Origin of the sequence: Streptomyces sp. P13-3-3, from assembly GCF_050571355.1 — a bacterium.
GTDB classification, from domain to species: Bacteria; Actinomycetota; Actinomycetes; order Streptomycetales; family Streptomycetaceae; genus Streptomyces; species Streptomyces althioticus.
Genome location: NZ_CP192228.1, coordinates 3,189,587 through 3,206,723, shown reverse-complemented (window position 1 = coordinate 3,206,723; position 17,137 = coordinate 3,189,587). Strand labels below are relative to the sequence as shown.

General features: G+C 72.3%; 15 protein-coding genes. 5 read left to right on the top strand and 10 right to left on the bottom strand.

Translation table 11 applies throughout. From position 1 onward, the window contains the following. Positions 1–27: 27 nt before the first annotated feature. Positions 28–822, bottom strand: coding sequence for a carbon-nitrogen family hydrolase (locus tag ACQZOG_RS14610; RefSeq protein WP_354795666.1), 795 nt, complete (start codon positions 820–822; stop codon positions 28–30). 219 nt (positions 823–1,041) lie between these two features. Here ACQZOG_RS14610 and ACQZOG_RS14605 point away from each other — a divergent pair, with 219 nt between their 5' ends. After that, on the top strand, positions 1,042–1,866 hold the full coding sequence (locus ACQZOG_RS14605) for a maleylpyruvate isomerase family mycothiol-dependent enzyme (protein ID WP_033273189.1): 825 nt from the start codon (positions 1,042–1,044) through the stop codon (positions 1,864–1,866). Positions 1,867–1,933: 67 nt separating this feature from the next. Next, entirely contained in the window at positions 1,934–2,719 is a 786-nt protein-coding gene (locus tag ACQZOG_RS14600; RefSeq protein WP_430741181.1) for an SAM-dependent methyltransferase, read from the top strand. Between the two features lies 1 nt (position 2,720). On the opposite strand, the gene ACQZOG_RS14595 is transcribed toward ACQZOG_RS14600, so the two are convergent. Beyond that, positions 2,721–4,034: an MFS transporter gene (locus ACQZOG_RS14595; RefSeq protein WP_033273190.1), complete on the bottom strand. Its 1,314-nt coding sequence runs from the start codon at positions 4,032–4,034 to the stop codon at positions 2,721–2,723. Then, positions 4,031–4,687: a GntR family transcriptional regulator gene (locus tag ACQZOG_RS14590; protein ID WP_203550490.1), complete on the bottom strand. Its 657-nt coding sequence runs from the start codon at positions 4,685–4,687 to the stop codon at positions 4,031–4,033. Before ACQZOG_RS14590 ends, ACQZOG_RS14595 begins: the two co-directional genes overlap by 4 nt. Positions 4,688–4,885: 198 nt before the next feature. Here ACQZOG_RS14590 and ACQZOG_RS14585 point away from each other — a divergent pair, with 198 nt between their 5' ends. Further along, complete coding sequence (locus ACQZOG_RS14585; RefSeq protein ID WP_033273192.1) at positions 4,886–5,788, top strand: D-alanyl-D-alanine carboxypeptidase family protein; 903 nt, start codon at positions 4,886–4,888, stop codon at positions 5,786–5,788. Between the two features lie 78 nt (positions 5,789–5,866). Here ACQZOG_RS14585 and ACQZOG_RS14580 read toward each other — a convergent pair whose 3' ends face one another. From ACQZOG_RS14580 to ACQZOG_RS14565, 4 genes are all read right to left on the bottom strand, one after another. Next, a complete protein-coding gene (locus ACQZOG_RS14580) occupies positions 5,867–7,339 on the bottom strand; it encodes a dihydrolipoamide acetyltransferase family protein (RefSeq protein WP_193454520.1) in 1,473 nt (490 codons plus the stop codon). A 19-nt stretch (positions 7,340–7,358) separates the two neighbouring features. Then, the gene (locus ACQZOG_RS14575) at positions 7,359–8,336 is read right to left on the bottom strand and encodes an alpha-ketoacid dehydrogenase subunit beta (protein ID WP_033273193.1); all 978 of its coding nucleotides are present in this window, start codon (positions 8,334–8,336) and stop codon (positions 7,359–7,361) included. A gap of 1 nt (position 8,337) precedes the next feature. After that, positions 8,338–9,543: a pyruvate dehydrogenase (acetyl-transferring) E1 component subunit alpha gene (gene pdhA, locus ACQZOG_RS14570; protein ID WP_033273194.1), complete on the bottom strand. Its 1,206-nt coding sequence runs from the start codon at positions 9,541–9,543 to the stop codon at positions 8,338–8,340. A 395-nt stretch (positions 9,544–9,938) separates the two neighbouring features. Next, positions 9,939–11,576, bottom strand: coding sequence for a protein kinase domain-containing protein (locus tag ACQZOG_RS14565; protein ID WP_261675331.1), 1,638 nt, complete (start codon positions 11,574–11,576; stop codon positions 9,939–9,941). Positions 11,577–11,946: 370 nt separating this feature from the next. On the opposite strand from ACQZOG_RS14565, the gene ACQZOG_RS14560 reads away from it, so the two are divergent. Beyond that, entirely contained in the window at positions 11,947–13,587 is a 1,641-nt protein-coding gene (locus ACQZOG_RS14560; RefSeq protein ID WP_033273196.1) for a protein kinase domain-containing protein, read from the top strand. Positions 13,588–13,688: 101 nt separating this feature from the next. Here the strand turns inward: ACQZOG_RS14560 and ACQZOG_RS14555 are convergent, their stop codons facing one another. Continuing rightward, entirely contained in the window at positions 13,689–14,231 is a 543-nt protein-coding gene (locus tag ACQZOG_RS14555; protein ID WP_033273197.1) for a bacterial proteasome activator family protein, read from the bottom strand. Positions 14,232–14,418: 187 nt separating this feature from the next. Here ACQZOG_RS14555 and ACQZOG_RS14550 point away from each other — a divergent pair, with 187 nt between their 5' ends. Beyond that, entirely contained in the window at positions 14,419–15,090 is a 672-nt protein-coding gene (locus ACQZOG_RS14550; RefSeq protein ID WP_354795670.1) for a hypothetical protein, read from the top strand. A gap of 18 nt (positions 15,091–15,108) precedes the next feature. On the opposite strand, the gene ACQZOG_RS14545 is transcribed toward ACQZOG_RS14550, so the two are convergent. Then, a complete protein-coding gene (locus tag ACQZOG_RS14545; protein WP_033273198.1) occupies positions 15,109–16,092 on the bottom strand; it encodes an NAD(P)H-quinone oxidoreductase in 984 nt (327 codons plus the stop codon). 85 nt (positions 16,093–16,177) lie between these two features. Beyond that, positions 16,178–17,134 carry an IS481 family transposase gene (locus tag ACQZOG_RS14540; protein WP_037638751.1) on the bottom strand — a complete coding sequence of 319 codons (957 nt, stop codon included), beginning with the start codon at positions 17,132–17,134 and terminating at the stop codon, positions 16,178–16,180. Positions 17,135–17,137: the final 3 nt, after the last annotated feature.

Sequence of the window (17,137 nt, the reverse complement as noted above, 5' to 3'; positions counted from 1 at the left end):
CGCCGGGCCGGCGCGCGTCCTGCCCGGTCAGCGGCGGGGGCGGTCCAGGCCGAGGACGCGGTCCTTGAGCGCCGGGAAGCGGTCCCGGGTGCCCGCCACCGTCGCCGGGTCGAAGTCCACCGTCAGGACCTCCTCGCCGGGGCCCGCCTCGGCGAGGACCTCGCCCCACGGGTCCACCACGACGGAGTGGCCCGCCTGCGGAACTCCCGCGTGCGTCCCGGCCGTTCCGCAGGCGAGGACGAACGCCTGGTTCTCCACCGCGCGCGCCCGCGCCAGCAGCGTCCAGTGCGCGCGGCGCCGTTCGGGCCAGCCCGCCGGGACGACGAAGGTCTCCGCGCCGGCGTCGACCAGACCGCGGAAGAGTTCGGGGAAGCGCAGGTCGTAACAGGTCGCGACGCCCACGACGGTGTCCGGCAGACGGACCGTCACCAGCTCCTCGCCCGCCCCCATCAGCACGGCCTCGCCCTTGTCGAAGCCGAAGCGGTGGATCTTCCGGTAGGACGCGGCGAGCCGGCCGGAGGGGGAGAAGACCAGGGAGGTGTTGTACAGGGTGCCGTCGGGGTCCCGCTCGGGGACGGACCCCGCGTGCAGCCAGACCCCGGCCTCGCTCGCCGCCTTGGCCATCGCCTCGTACGTCGGTCCCTCCAGGGGTTCCGCCTCGGTGCCGAACCCCTCGTAGGCGAAGGCGCCCGTGGTCCACAGCTCGGGGAGAACGACGAGGTCCGCCCCGGCCTGATCGCGCACCAGGGCGGCCACCCGGCGCCGACGCGAATCGACCGATTCGTCCTCGTTCACGGCGACTTGCAGCAAGGAAGCGCGCACACTACCACCGTCCTGGCATTCGACCCGCGTCCACGGGCCTACGATCGTCACACGAAAGCACTGCCGGGGTGCCTGTCAGCAGCGTAACTTGGGGGTCCCGCCGGTTCGAGCGAAGCCGAGAACCGGGGGAGACCCGAGACACCCGCGCAGTGCAGCCATCGCCCACTGGCACCGCCGCCACAACCTGCCCGTGTACCGACCGCCGAGGGGTCCCGTTCCGTGAGTCTGCATCCCGCCCTCCAGCCCTACGCCGACGCCTGGTCCCACTCCATCGAGGCGATATCCGAGCTGGTGCAGCCGCTGCCGGAGGCCGACTGGAACCGGCGCACGCCCTGCCCGGGCTGGTCGGTCCGTGACGTGGTCTCCCACGTCATCGGCCTCGACTCGGAGATGTACGGCGACCCCCGGCCGATCCACACGCTGCCGCGCGACCTGTTCCACGTCACCAACGACCACCAGCGGTACATGGAGATGCAGGTCGACGTGCGCCGCCACCACACGGCGCCGGAGATGACCTCCGAGCTGGAGCTGATGATCATCCGGCGCAACCGCCAGCTGCGCAACGAGTCCCGCGACCCCGGCACCAAGGTGCGCGGGCCGCTGGGCACGGAGCTGACGCTGGAGGAGTCGATGCGCCGGCACGCGTTCGACGTGTGGGCGCACGAGCAGGACCTCCGCACGGCCCTCGGCCGCCCCGGCGACCTCGACTCCCCCGGCGCGCTCGTCGCCCGCGACGTCCTGCTCGACGAACTGCCGCGCGTGGTCGCCGACCTGGCGCAGGCGCCGCGCAGCTCCGCGGTGGTCGTGGACGTCCACGGCCCGGTGGAGTTCCTGCGCACGGTCCGCGTCGACATCCAGGGCCGCGGCACCCTCGAGACCGCCCCCGCCCTCGGCCCGGCCGCCACGCTCACCCTCGACTGGGAGACGTACGTCCGGCTGGCCTGCGGCCGCGTGACGGTGGACTCGGTCGCCGACCGCATCAAGACGGAGGGCGACCAGGACCTGGCCGCGGCGATCCTCCGCCACTTCACGGTGACGCCGTGACCGGCGGCGCGGCGGCGGGGCGAAAACCGGTGTCGCCGCCGGCCCGGCGGCGGCTACCGTCACCGCCGTGACCGACACCGACACGCCCTCCGCGCCCCTCGCCGCCGAGCCGCCGCGGCTGGCCCGGCTCACCTTCCACGGTCCCCTGTCCGAGCACCGCGCGGGCCGGCTGGTCGAGCGGCTGGCGCGGACGGGCCCCGCCACCGTCCTCGACATCGGCTGCGGATGGGGTGAGTTGATGCTCCGGGTTCTCGAGGCGGCGCCCGGATCCACCGGGGTCGGGATCGACCTCAGGGCCGAGGATCTGGCCCGGGGCCGGCGTGCCGCCGAGGAGCGGGGGCTGGCCGGACGGGTGGAGTTCGTGGAGGAGTCGGCGACGGGCACGTCCCGTGGGCCGGTCGATCTGGTGCTGTGCGTGGGGTCCAGTCAGGCCCTCACCACGCGGAAGCCGCCCGCGCTCGTCTCCGACGCCTTGCGGGCGCTGCGCGGCCTGGTCGCCGACGGGGGCCGCGTGCTGCTCGGGGAGGGCTTCTGGCAGCGTCCGCCGACGGAGGCCGAGCTCGCGGGCATGTGGCCGGGCGCGACCGCCACCGACCACCACGACCTCGGCACCCTGCTGGACCTCGCAGTGAAGGCCGGTTTCCGCCCGGAGTGGACGGAGACGGCGGACGCGGGCGAGTGGGAGGAGTTCGAGTCGGCGTACCAGGCGGACACCGAGGTGTGGCTGGCCGAGCACCCGGGGCACCCCCGGGCGGCCGAGACACGGGAACGTCTCGACCGGCACCGCGCCCAGTGGATGAGCTACCGCGGCGTCCTCGGGCTCGCCTACCTCACGCTGGTGCCGGTGCGGTGACTCAGGCGGGGACGTGGACCGTCGACACCCTGCTGGCGACCAGCCGCTCCCGCTCCCGCCGTGCGGCCCGCCTCCGCAGGCGGAGGATCTGGGTGACGCCCAGCGCCTGGAGGACGAAGACCGCCGAGAAGGCGACCGTGTAGTCGTCACCCGTGGCGTCCAGCAGCACGCCGATCGCGAAGAGCGTCGTCATCGAGGCGACGAACCCGCCCATGTTGGTGATGCCGGAAGCGGTCCCCTGCCGCTCCGGCGGATTGGCCGGGCGGGCGAAGTCGAAGCCGATCATCGACGCCGGGCCGCAGGCCCCCAGCACCGCGCACAGCACGATCAGCAGCCACATCGGCGCCCTGTCCCCCGGCCAGGCCAGCGTGACGGCCCACAGCAGGGCCGTCGAGCCCACCGTGCCGAGCGCCAGCGGCAGCCGCGCCGCGTGGTGCCGGGCGACGACCTGGCCGTAGACGAGGCCGACGGCCATGTTGGCCAGCACCACCAGGGTGAGCAGCTCACCGGCCACCGCGCGGGACAGCCCCTGCGCCTCGACCAGGAACGGCATGCCCCACAGCAGCAGGAACACCATCGCGGGGAACTGCGTGGTGAAGTGCACCCACAGCCCCAGCCGGGTCCCCGGCTCCCGCCAGGACGCGGCGATCTGCCGGCGGACGTAGGCGGCGCCCTGGTGGGAGACCGGCTCCGGCTCGTGGCCCTCGGGGTGGTCCTTGAGGAACAGCAGCACCAGGACGAGGACCACGACCCCCGCGAGCGAACTGCCCGCGAACGCCGCCGTCCAGCCGATGCCGTGCAGCAGCCGGGCCAGGACCAGCGTGGAGACGAGGTTGCCGGCCATGCCGATCAGTCCGGCCATCTGGCCGACCAGCGGCCCGCGCCGCGCGGGGAACCACCGCGTGCCCAGCCGCAGCACGCTGATGAAGGTCATCGCGTCGCCGCAGCCGAGCAGCGCGCGGGCGGCGAGCGCCATGCCGTACGACGGGGAGAGGGCGAAGCCGAGCTGTCCGAGGGTGAACAGCACCGCGCCCAGGCTCAGCACCTTCTTGGTGCCGAGGCGGTCCACCAGCAGGCCGACGGGTATCTGCATGCCCGCGTAGACCAGCAGCTGGAGGATGGAGAACGTCGACAGGGCGGAGGCCCCCACGTCGAAGCGGTCGGCCGCGTCGAGCCCGGCCACGCCCAGGGACGTGCGGAAGATGACGGCGACGAAGTAGACGGAGACGCCGATCCCCCAGACGGCGAGCGCGCGCCGCCCTCCGGGCGGGTCGCCGGGCAGGGTGCCGGCGGCGCGCGTGGCGGTGCCGCTCATCGCACCTCTCCCCGCGCCAGGTGGGAGAACCACCCGACGTGCCGGTGGACGACGTCCGCGGCCGCGTCGGCGTCACCGGAGCGCAGCGCGCCGAGGATCTCCTCGTGCTCGGCGAGGGTCTTGGCGATGCGGTCGGGGTGGGAGTGCATCACGGCCTGGCCCATGCGCAGCTGACGGTCGCGCAGCTGGTCGTAGAGGCGGGAGAGGATCTCGTTGCCACCACTGCGGACGATCTCGGCGTGGAAGCAGCGGTCGGTGACGGAGGCCGCGGCGAAGTCACCCGCGGCCGCCTCCTCCTTCTGGCGCGCGAGCAGCTCCTCCAGGCGCGCGATGAGACCGGGGGGCGCGGGCACGGCCTTGCGCGCCGCGTGCTCCTCCACGAGCAGCCGGGTCTCGACGACGTCGGCGATCTCCTGCGCGGAGACGGGCAGCACGAGCGCGCCCTTCTTGGGGTAGAGCTTGATCAGCCCTTCGGCCTCGAGCCGCAGCAGGGCCTCGCGCACGGGCGTGCGGGAGACGCCCACGGCCTCGGCCAGCTCACCCTCCGTGAGCAGCGTCCCGCCCTCGTACGTGCGCTCGAGCACGCCCTGCTTGACGTGGGCGTAGACGCGGTCGGCTGCGGGGGGACGTTTCGCGGGGGCGGACACACTCATGTGGACAGCATAGATACAACACGTACGCATGGAGGGGCGCGTCCACGATGCGGAACGGCGCGTGCCGGGAAAACGCGCCCTTCTCCCGTACAACCATCCCTTCGGCGTACGCGTCAGACTCGTGCGGCCCCTTCCGTGCGGCCGCTCCTCAACCCGGCCGCGCAGCTTGGCCATTCACGGTAAATCGGGGTATCTGACTTGAATATCGCCATCCAGGGCATCCGTGTCCGCAGAGCCGCCGGCGTCGTCGTGACCACCGGCGCCGTGCTCGCCTCCGGAGCCCTCTACGCGGCGCCGGCGCAGGCGGCCGCCCCCGTTCCGTCCGTCGTCGCCAAGGGCGGCTTCGTGATCAACAACGCGAACGGCAAGACGCTGTACACGAAGCTCGGGGACACCCGCCGCTCCACCGGCTCCACCACGAAGATCATGACCGCGAAGGTCGTGCTCGCCCAGAAGAACCTGAACCTGAACGCCACGGTCACGATCCAGAAGGCGTACAGCGACTACATCGTGTCGAAGAACGCCTCGTCCGCGCGGCTGATCGTCGGCGACAAGGTCACCGTCCGCCAGCTGCTCTACGGGCTGATGCTGCCCTCCGGCTGCGACGCCGCGTACGCGCTGGCCGACAAGTTCGGCACCGGCTCGACCCGCGCGGCCCGGGTGAAGTCCTTCATCGGCAAGATGAACGCCGACGCGAAGAAGCTGGGCCTGAAGAACACCCACTTCGACTCGTTCGACGGCATCGGCAACGGCAAGAACTGGTCGACGCCTCGCGACCTGACGAAGATCGCGAGCAGCGCCATGAAGAACGCGACCTTCCGCTCGATCGTGAAGACGAAGAAGTACACGGCCAAGACGAAGACCAAGACGGGCGGCACCCGCACGATGGCGCCGTGGGTCAACACCAACACCCTGCTGAACAGCTACAGCGGCACCCTCGGCGTGAAGACCGGCTCGGGCCCGACGGCCAAGTACTGCCTGGTCTTCGCCGCGACCCGCAAGGGCAAGACGGTGGTCGGCACCGTCCTCGCCTCGTCCTCCGCCGCCCAGCGCGAGAAGGACGCGAAGGCCCTCATGAACTACGCGTTCAGCAAGATCTGACCTGCCCAGGTCCGCCGGACGCGCGGAGGGGCGCCGCACACCGGGTGTGCGGCGCCCCTCCTGTCGTACGTCCGGCCGTCAGGCCCAGGTGATCAGCCGCTTCGGCTGCTCCAGGATCGCCGCCACGTCGGCGAGGACCTTGGAGCCGAGCTCGCCGTCGACCAGGCGGTGGTCGAAGGACAGGGCCAGGGTCGTGACCTGGCGCGGCTTGACCTTGCCCTTGTGGACCCACGGCTGCGGCTTGATCGCACCGACCGCGAGGATCGCGGACTCGCCCGGGTTGAGGATGGGCGTGCCCGTGTCGACGCCGAAGACGCCGACGTTGGTGATCGTCACCGTGCCGCCCTGCATGGCGGACGGGGAGGTCTTGCCCTCCCGGGCCGTGGACACCAGTTCACCCAGGGACGCGGCCAGTTCGGGCAGCGTCTTGGCGTGGGCGTCCTTGATGTTCGGCACGATCAGACCGCGCGGGGTGGCCGCCGCGATGCCCAGGTTCACGTAGTGCTTGACCACGATCTCCTGCGCCGCCTCGTCCCACGAGGCGTTGATGTCGGGGTTCCGGCGGATCGCGACCAGCAGCGCCTTGGCGATCAGCAGCAGGGGGTTCACGCGCAGGCCCGCGAACTCCTTGTCCTGCTTCAGCTCCTCGACCAGCTTCATCGTCCGGGTCACGTCGACCGTCACGAACTCCGTGACGTGCGGGGCGGTGAACGCCGAGCCGACCATCGCCGCCGCCGTCGCCTTGCGGACGCCCTTCACGGGGATGCGCGTCTCGCGGCCGGAGTCGTACGACGCCGGGGCCGCGGGCAAGTCCGCCGGGGCGGGGACGGCCGGGGCGGCCGGCTGGGCCGCGGGAGCCGTCTGCTGCGGGGCCTGGGCCGCGGCGACGGCCGCGTGGACGTCCTCGCGGGTGACGACGCCGTCCGGGCCGGTCGGGGTGACCGTGGCCAGGTCGACGCCCAGGTCCTTGGCCAGCTTGCGCACCGGCGGCTTCGCCAGCGGACGCTGGGCGGGAGCCGCGGGAGCCGCGGGAGCCACGGGAGCCGCGGGGGCGGCCGGCGGGGCGGCGGGGGCCGCCGGAGCCGCCCCGTGGCCGTTCAGCTCGGACTGCACCGCGGAGGCGGCCTGCCGGGCCGCCGGGTCCTGCGCCTGCTTGCGCGGGCGGCGGCGGGTGGAGGACGTGGCGACGCCGTAGCCGACCAGCACCGGCTGACGGGCAGCGGGCTGCTCGGCGGGCTGCTCGGGCTCCGCGGCGGGGGCGGGGGCCGCGGGGGCCGCCTCCTGCGCCGGGGCCGCGCCGCCCGCCACCTCCACCGCGATGATGGACGTGCCCACGTCGACCGTGGTGCCCTCGGGGAAGTGCAGGGAACGGACCACGCCGTCGTAGGGGATGGGCAGCTCGACGGCGGCCTTCGCCGTCTCGACCTCGCAGACCACCTGGCCGTCGGTGACGGTGTCACCGGGCTGGACGTACCACTTGAGGATCTCGGCCTCGGTGAGGCCCTCGCCCACGTCCGGCATCTTGAACTCGCGTACGGACGCGTTCGTCATCGTCGTCACGACCCTCTCCTCAGTACGCCAGCGAGCGGTCGACGGCATCGAGCACCCGGTCCAGGTCCGGGAGGTAGGACTCCTCCAGACGGGCCGGCGGGTACGGCGCGTGGTAGCCGCCCACCCGCAGCACCGGGGCCTCCAGGTGGTAGAAGCAGCGCTCCGTGATCCGGGCGGCGATCTCCGCGCCGGAGCCGAAGAACACCGGCGCCTCGTGCACGACGACCAGACGGCGCGTCTTCTCCACCGACGCCTGGACGGCGTCGAAGTCGATCGGGGAGACCGAGCGCAGGTCGAGGACCTCCAGGTCGCGCCCCTCCTCGGCGGCCGCGTCGGCGACCTCCTGGCAGAGCTTCACCATCGGGCCGTAGGCGGCGAGGGTCAGGTCCGTGCCCTCACGGACCACGCGCGCCTTGTGCAGCGGGCCGGGGATCGCCTCGGTGTCGACCTCGCCCTTGTCCCAGTAGCGGCGCTTCGGCTCGAAGAAGATCACCGGGTCGTCGCTCTGGATGGCCTGCTGCATCATCCAGTACGCGTCGGACGCGTTCGACGGTGACACGATCTTCAGACCGGCCACGTGGGCGAACAGCGCCTCGGGCGACTCGGAGTGGTGCTCCACCGCACCGATGCCGCCGCCGTAGGGGATGCGCACGACGACGGGCATCTTGACCTTGCCCAGCGCGCGGGCGTGCATCTTCGCGAGCTGCGTGACGATCTGGTCGTACGCGGGGAAGACGAAGCCGTCGAACTGGATCTCCACCACCGGGCGGTAGCCGCGCAGGGCCAGGCCGATCGCCGTGCCGACGATGCCCGACTCGGCGAGCGGGGTGTCGATGACGCGGCTCTCGCCGAAGTCCTTCTGCAGGCCGTCCGTCACCCGGAACACGCCGCCCAGCTTGCCGACGTCCTCGCCCATGACGACGACCTTCGGGTCCGCGTCCAGGGCACGCCGCAGCGACTCGTTGATCGCCTTGGCCAGAGCCATCTTCTCAGCCATGTCACTTACCCCCGTCTTCGTCCGCGAACGAGTCCTGGTAGGCGGCGAACTGCGCCCGCTCCTCGTCCACCAGCGCGTGACCGTCCGCGTACACGTTCTCGAAGATGGCGAAGTGGTCCGGGTCCGGCATGGCACGGACCGCTTCGCGCACCCGTTTGCCCAACGCCTCGGACTCGGTCTCCAGTTCCGCGAAGAATCCCTCGTCCGCGTGGTTTGCGGCCTCGAGGTGGCGGCGCAGGCGCAGGATCGGGTCCTTCGCCTCCCAGGCCAGCCGCTCGTCGTCCGTGCGGTAGCGGGTCGGGTCGTCGGAGGTGGTGTGCGCGCCCATGCGGTACGTGAACGCCTCGACGAGCGTCGGGCCCTCGCCGGCGCGGGCCCGCTCCAGGGCCCACTTGGTGACGGCCAGGTTCGCCAGCACGTCGTTGCCGTCCACGCGCACGCCCGGGAAGCCGTAGCCCTGCGCGCGCTGGTACAGCGGCACGCGGGACTGCTTCTCGGTCGGCTCGGAGATCGCCCACTGGTTGTTCTGACAGAAGAACACCACGGGCGCGTTGTAGACCGCGGAGAAGGTGAAGGCCTCGGCCACGTCGCCCTGGCTGGAGGCGCCGTCGCCGAAGTACGCGATGACCGCGCTGTCGGCGCCGTCCTTGGTGATGCCCATCGCGTACCCCGTGGCGTGCAGCGTCTGGGAGCCGATGACAATCGTGTACAGGTGGAAGTTGTTGCCGTTCGGGTCCCAGCCGCCGTTGTTGACGCCGCGGAACATGCCGAGCAGGTTCGTCGGGTCCACCCCGCGGCACCAGGCGACGCCGTGCTCGCGGTAGGTGGGGAAGACGTAGTCGTCGTCGCGCAGCGCCCGGCCGGAGCCGATCTGCGCCGCCTCCTGCCCGAGCAGCGAGGCCCACAGGCCCAGCTCGCCCTGACGCTGGAGCGCGGTGGCCTCGGCGTCGAAGCGACGGGTGAGCACCATGTCGCGGTACAGACCGCGCAGATCCTCGGCCGTGATGTCGGCGACGTACTTGTCGAACTCGGCGTTCTTGACGCGCTTGCCCTCGGGCGTCAGCAGCTGCACGAGGGCGGGCTCGGCGCTCTTCGCGGCGCCTGCGGCCTTCTTGGTGGTGCTGGTGGTGCGCTTGGTGCCGGTGGTGCCGGCCTTGTTTCCGGCGCTGCGTCGCGGTGTGCGCGCGGCAGTGCTCTCCACGGTCACGTGTGCTCCTCCGTCGGTCCGGCCCCCGGGGTTGCCGGTAGGCCAGTGCGGCTCACCTGTTCCGACCACCGGGCACGGGGTGGGTGCCACTCGGCCGGGAACAGGCGTGACAGGTGCCCCGGCGAGCGCCCTGCACACAGCACGTTACCCAGTGCTCCACATTTCTGTGAAACCCCCTCTGACCTGCGATTTTGCTTGGATATCCAAGTAAATCGGGGTAGGCCCGGAAGGCGCGCTGGTCACAGCCTTGCAGGAGGCCGGAGCAACGGCACGTTATCCCGGCCGAGCCGGGCACGGGAAGAGCAGACGTCCCCTGCGGCACGGGGTGCCGCAGGGGACGTCACGGGGTGCCCTCCGGGAGGGCGGAATGTTCGGTTGTGGTGCGTCGGGGCCGGTCAGTTGCCCGAGCCGCCGGGCACTCCGGCGTTGATCCCGCCCGCGTCGGCGCCGCCGGCGCCCGCACCGCCGGGACCGGTGCCCCCGGTCTCGGTACCCCCGGTCTCGGTGCCGCCGTTGTCGCCGCCGCCGTCCTCGGTGCCGCCGTTCTCCGAACCGCCGTCCTCGGTGCCGCCCGTCTCGGTGGGCTGCGTCGCCGTCGGCTCCTGCGTCGGCTCCTCCGTGTCCGGCTGGGTCGGGGTGTACGACGGCTCGTAGCTCGGGGTCCAGCCGCCGTTGCCGCCGGAGCCGGAGCCCGGGTCGGTGTCGGGACCGGTGGTCTCCTCGGTCTCCTGGTCGGTCGGCGACTCGCTGGGCGACTCGTCCTTCGTGCTCTGCGAGACGGACGGCGAGGTGTCGGTCTTGCCGCCCTCGCCCCCGCCCCCGCCGTTGTTCAGCGCGAGGGCGACGCCGGCCGCGACGGCGATCACCGCGAGCACCGCGAGGATCCACAGCTTGCCGCGGCCGCTGCCCCGGTTGCCGTGGCCCTCGAAGCCGCCGTCGTCACCGCCGCCGTACCCGCCCGGCAGGATCGGCTGCGGGATGGCCGTGGTGCCGGACTGCTCGGGATGCGGCATGGCCGCGGTGCCGGCGTACCCGGCGGGGGGCGTGCGCGGGCCCTCGTGCATGTCGACCGGGCCGGTGTTCCAGGTGCCGGTGTGGCCGCCCTGCTCGTAGAGCATCTGCAGCGCGTACTGGACGAGACCGCGCATCTCCTCGGCCGTCTGGAACCGGTCGTCCGGGTCCTTGGCGAGGGAGCGCATCACGAGCCCGTCCAGCTCGGGCGGGCAGGCGTCCGAGGCCTCGGAGGGAGGCGTGGGGATGTCCTGGACGTGCTGGTAGACCACCGACAGCGGGGTCTCGCCGGTGAACGGCGGACGCAGCGCCAGCAGTTCGTACATCAGGCAGCCGGTCGCGTACAGGTCGGAGCGGTGGTCGACGGCCTTGCCGAGCGCCTGCTCCGGGGAGAGGTACTGCGGGGTGCCCATGACCATGCCGGTCTGCGTCATCGTCGTGGACGCGCCGTGCATGGCGCGGGCGATGCCGAAGTCCATCACCTTCACGGCGCCGTTGTTGGTGATGATGACGTTGGCCGGCTTGATGTCGCGGTGCACGATGTTGTGCTGGTGCGAGTAGGCCAGGGCCTCCAGGACGCCCGAGACGATGATCAGCGCCTGCTCCGGGCCCGGCGCCTCCGCGTTCATCAGCAGGTCGCGGATGGTGCGGCCCTCGACCAGTTCCATCACGATGTACGGCACGGACTGGCCGCCGATCGTGTCCTCGCCGGAGTCGTACACGGCGACGATCGCGTGATGGTTGAGTCCGGCCACGGACTGCGCCTCGCGCGTGAAGCGCGCCTTGGACACCGGGTCCTCGGCCAGGTCGGAGCGGAGCAGCTTCACGGCGACGGTACGTCCGAGACGTACGTCCTCCGCGGCGAACACCTCGGCCATGCCGCCCCGGCCGAGCCGGTGCGTGAGCCGGTACCGGCCGTCGCCGACCAGCCCGCCGTTGCCCCAGTTGTCCGGCGCGTCCGACATGCCGCCGCCAGTCGCCTCGGGGTCGGACGGGCCCTGAGCGCGCTGCTGCTGTGCCATCAGTCCTCGCCGTCGTTTCTGCCCGCGGTGCGCGCGGTGTTGTTACGGTCTCCGTCGGCCACGCTACAGCCTTTGCCGGGGCCTCCGGTCCGGGTCGGGCTGCCGGATCCGGCACGCGACGGACCGGTCATCAAACCCGCTGGCCGTACCGTCGTGCAAATTCCGTGTACCGGCCGTACGACCGCTGTAACGCTTCCGCGACGCTTCTTTCGCGTACGGTCACGGAACGGGCACCGCGCTTGACGTGTCGGTGCCCTGGGGCAGACTTGGCCGGGAATAGCACTTTCGATCTACGACAACGACGAGTCACGACGAGACAGGTCACCGACGGCGGCGCCGGACGCCGGAGAGGCTACGGGGGACGCGGAACATGAGCCAGGACGGCGCACAGGGCCGGCACACGGGGCGGGCGCTCGCGGGCGGACGCTACCAACTGCGGGACCTGCTCGGCCAGGGTGGCATGGCCTCGGTGCATCTCGCCTACGACACGGTGCTGGACCGCCAGGTCGCCATCAAGACGTTGCACACGGAACTCGGCCGGGAGCAGGCCTTCCGTGAGCGCTTCCGCCGCGAGGCCCAGTCCGTGGCGAAGCTCACGCACACCAACATCGTCTCGGTGTTCGACACCGGCGAGGACGATGTCGACGGGATGACGACGCCGTACATCGTCATGGAGTACGTCGAGGGCCGGCCGCTCGGCTCCGTGCTCGACGAGGACGTACGGCAGCAGGGCGCGATGCCCGCCGACAAGGCACTGAAGATCACCGCGGACGTGCTGGCGGCGCTGGAGATCAGCCACGAGATGGGCCTGGTCCACCGCGACATCAAGCCGGGCAACGTGATGATGACCAAGCGCGGCGTGGTCAAGGTGATGGACTTCGGCATCGCCCGCGCCATGCAGTCCGGCGTGACGTCGATGACGCAGACCGGCATGGTCGTCGGCACCCCGCAGTACCTCTCCCCGGAGCAGGCGCTCGGCCGGGGCGTCGACGCCCGCTCCGACCTGTACTCGGTCGGCATCATGCTGTTCCAGCTGGTCACCGGCAGGCTGCCGTTCGACGCGGACTCGCCGCTCGCCATCGCCTACGCGCACGTGCAGGAGGAGCCGCCGGTCGCCTCCTCGATCAACCGCTCGCTGCCGCCGGCCCTGGACGCGCTGATCACCCGCGCCCTGAAGAAGAACCCCAACGAGCGTTTCCCCAGCGCGGAGGCCATGCGCGGGGAGTGCCTGCGGGTGGCGCAGTCCTTCCAGGCGGCCCCGCCGAGCATCGTGCCCGGCAGCCAGACGCCCAGCGGCGCCGGTGTCGGCTCCGCGGTGTTCCCGCCGGTCGACCAGTCCGGACAGACACCCGCCGGCAGCGTCCAGACGCCGTACCAGCCGACGCCCCCGCCGAACCCGTACGGCACCCCGGCCCCGGCCACGCCCGCTCCGTCGTACGGCTACCCGCAGCAGGGCGGCTACCCGACGCCGAGCCCGTACGCCCCGCAGGGTCCGTCGACGCCCCCGCCGTACACGATCTCCCCGCAGGGCTCCGGCGGAGGCGGTCAGGCGCGCGGCCGCAACACCTCGGTCATCGTCGCGTCCGTACTGGTCGCGGTGCTGGCCGTCGGCGGTCTGATCACGGCGATCGCCCTGAACAACGGGGACGACAAGGACCCGGAGGCCGGCGGCGGCAGCAGCGCCTCCGCCACGGCGAAGCCCGAGGGCTACCGCGGCCCCGACACGTCCAAGACGATCGACCCGGAGAAGTGCGAGGATCCGCAGGAGTCGTACAACGACCCCGACCTGATCCGGCTGCCCGATCTCAAGTTCAAGCACATCGCCTCGGTGAAGGCGTGCTTCCAGGCCGCCGGCTGGGGCGACAAGCTGACGATCGTCAAGGTGGACGAGAACACCTACGGCGAGGGCTCGGTCCGCGAGCAGTTCCCGCCGGCCGGCACCGACGTCGACCCGGAGAACATGCCGAAGATCACGCTCAAGGTCTCGACGGGCAACCCGCCCACCTCCTGACCCCACCGGAACGTACGGAAGGGGCCCGGCATCCGTGCCGGGCCCCTTCCTCTGTCACGGGGCGTGTCATGGGCGGGGGCGTCCCCGCTCCGTGAGGCGTCCTACAGGTAGGGACCGCCCGAGCGGCCGCCCATGTGGTCGGAGTCCTCGGACCCCTCGGCGACACCCGGCGGCAGCGCGCGGCGCATCTGCTCGAGCTGGGCCCGCGCCGCCATCTGCTGGGCGAAGAGCGTCGTCTGGATCCCGTGGAAGAGACCCTCCAGCCAGCCCACCAGCTGGGCCTGCGCGATACGCAGCTCCGCGTCGCTGGGGGTGCCCTCGTCCGTGAAGGGCAGGGAGAGCCGCTCCAGCTCGTCGACCAGCTCCGGCGCCAGGCCGTCCTCGAGCTCCTTCACCGAACTGGCGTGGATCTCCTTGAGGCGGTTACGGCTGGCCTCGTCGAGAGGGGCCGCCCGCACCTCCTCCAGCAGCTGCTTGATCATGCTGCCGATCCGCATGACCTTCGCAGGCTGCTCCACCTGCTCCGTCACCGGGGTCCCACGGGATTCCTCGTCCCCTTTGCCGCCGCTCAGCGCCATGCCGTCCTGGCCGACGACCAGGATCTGCGGATTCTCCGGCGACCGTTCGTTCCTCGGCATCTCCATTCGACCATTGTCGCGCACACCCCCTCCACGGCGCGGTGCGCCCCCGGAAGCGGCCGCGGCGGCGGGTCCTCCGTACGGCCCTGTCCGACATGCCGGTCCCGTCCGCCGCTGCGAGGCTGTTGGCGTCCATCCGTCCCAACTTGCCGACGGTGCGGCCGAGCACCGGCCGGCGCGGGAGGTCCCGGCCGTGACTCCATGGCTGCGCACACTGGGGGCGACGCTCGTTCTGGGGGCGGGGGCCGTGCTGCTGCCGTACGGCCCGTTCCCGGGTCCGCCGGGTCCGGCCGGCGTGGCGTACGGGGCGGAGCGGACGCCGGGGTCCGACGCGAGCGACCGGACCCGCACGGCGTCCCGCTCCCCCTCCGCCCCGGCCTCTCCCTCACGCCCGGCCTCCCCCTCCGCGACCCGGACCGGGAACGGTCCGGGCGAGGGGCGCGACCGGCCCGGGCGGCAGGAGACCGGGCACGGCGAGTCCCGGGACGCCACGCCGCCCCGGCGGGACCGGGACCGCACCGAGGAGGGGGGCACGGGCCCCCGCGAGGCGGCCGGACGCCCGGACGACGACGGGGTGCGGCGGCCGGACGCCCGGCTCGACACGTCCACGCAGGCGGAGGACGACACGGCCGAGGGGACCCCGGCCGGCTCCGACGGCGTGGCGCCCTCGGGCCCCGCGTCCTCGGCGGCGGCCCCGGCGCCCGCCACGTCCTCGCGGGCCGCCGAGCCGGGCGCGGCCGCCGGCACCACCGTGGGCCCGGTGCTGCGGATCCTGCCGCTGGGCAGCGGCCTCGTCCTCATGGGCCTCGGGTTCGCCCTCGCCTTCCTGGGGCTGCGGATGCGTCAGGAAAGCGGGGCGCGCTGACCGTTGCCCAGGCGCGGCTCAACGGGGCGTGACCAGCAGGACCTTGCCGATGTGGGAGCTGTCCTCCACGACCCGGTGCGCCTCGGCGGCGTCCGGCATGGGGATCTCCCGGTCGATCACCGGACGGACATGCCCCCCGGACACCAGCGGCCACACGTGCTCCCGTACGGCCGCCACGATCGCGGACTTCTCCTCCACCGGCCGGGCGCGCAGCGTGGTGGCGGTGATCGCGGCGCGCTTGGCGAGCAGGGCGCCGATGTTCAGCTCGCCCTTCACCCCGCCCTGCATGCCGATGATGACCAGACGGCCGTTCACGGCGAGGGCCTGGACGTTGCGGTCCAGGTACTTGGCGCCCATGTTGTCGAGGATGACGTCCGCGCCCTTGCCGTCGGTGGCCTCCCGCAGTTCGGCGACGAAGTCCTGCTCGCGGTAGTTGATCAGGATGTCCGCGCCCAGTTCGGCACAACGCTCCAGCTTCTCCTTGGTGCCCGCGGTCACGGCGACCTTCGCCCCGACCGCCTTGGCGAGCTGGATGGCCATGGTGCCGATGCCGCTGGAGCCGCCGTGCACGAGGAACGTCTCGCCGGGGCGCAGGTGGGCGACCATGAAGACGTTCGACCAGACCGTGCAGACCACCTCGGGCAGCGCGGCGGCCCGGTCGACGGTGATCCCCTCGGGGACGGGCAGCAGCTGCCCGGCGGGCACGACCACCTTCTCGGCGTAACCGCCGCCGGAGAGCAGCGCGCAGACCTCGTCGCCGACGGCCCAGCCGCTCACCCCCGGCCCGACCTGCGCGACCCGGCCGGAGCACTCCAGCCCGGGGTAGGGCGAGGTGCCGGGCGGCGGGTCGTAGAAGCCCTGCCGCTGCAGGATGTCGGCCCGGTTGACGGCCGTGGCCACCACGTCGACGAGGACCTCCCCCTCACCGACCACCGGATCGTCCACCTCCCCCCACACCAACGCCTCGGGCCCACCGGGTTCGGGAATCGTGATCGCATACATAAGAGGGACGCTACTCCGCCCCCACCCCGCCCCCAGGAAACACAGGGGACTGCACCCCCGAGGAAACACAGGGGACTGCACCCCCCTAGGTGTGCTGACCGGGCAGGTTGGTGACGCGGCTGGCTGGTGGGTGGCCGCCGATGCCGGTGTGGGGGCGGTGGTAGTTGTACCAGTGCAGCCAGTCGGTGAACGCTTCCCTGCGCTCGTGGTCTGAGGTGTAGGGCCGCTGGTAGGCCCATTCGTCGAGCAGGGTGCGGTGGAAGCGTTCGACCTTGCCGTTGGTCTGGGGCCGCCAAGGCCTGGTCCAGCGGGGGCTGATGCCCAGGTCGCGGCAGGTGTCACGCCAGGTGTTCTTGCTGTAGGCCCAGGCGTTGTCGGTCAGGACCCGCTCGATGCGGATGCCCAGCGATGCGAAGTAGGCCGTGGCCCGGACGAGGAAAGCTGCGCAGGTCGGGGCGGTCTCGTCGGGCAGGTCCTCGGTGTAGGCGATCCGGCTGTGGTCGTCGAGGGCGGTATGCAGGTAGGCCCAGCCGGCGCCGTTGGTCCGGCTGCGGTGGCCGTCGGCCCGGCCGAGGGTCTTGTGGCCGCCGCCGTCGGGGATCCTGCCGAGCTTCTTGACGTCGATGTGGACCAGTTCGCCGGGTCGGGCGCGTTCGTAGCGGCGGACGGGTTCGCCGGTGGCCCGGTCCAGGGCCCTCAGAGGCGGCTGGCCGTGCCGCTGGAGGATGCGGTGGGCGGTGGAGGCCGCGATGTGGCACCGGACGGCCAGCCGCAGCGGGCCGATGCGGTGTTCGCGCCGGAGCCGGAGGACTTCCGTCTCGGTCTCGGCCGGCGTCCTGCGGGGCTGGTGGTGGGGCCGGCTGGAGCGGTCGTTCATTCCGGCGACGCCGAGCTGGCGGTAGCGGGTGGCCCAGCGGGCGGCGGTGGTGTGGCTGACCTGGAAACGCTCGGCAGCCCGGCGCAGCGGCCAGCCGTCGTCGACGACACAGCGGGCCAGGCGAAGACGCCCGGTCTCGGTCAGCGGGGCATTACGGTGGGGCACGAG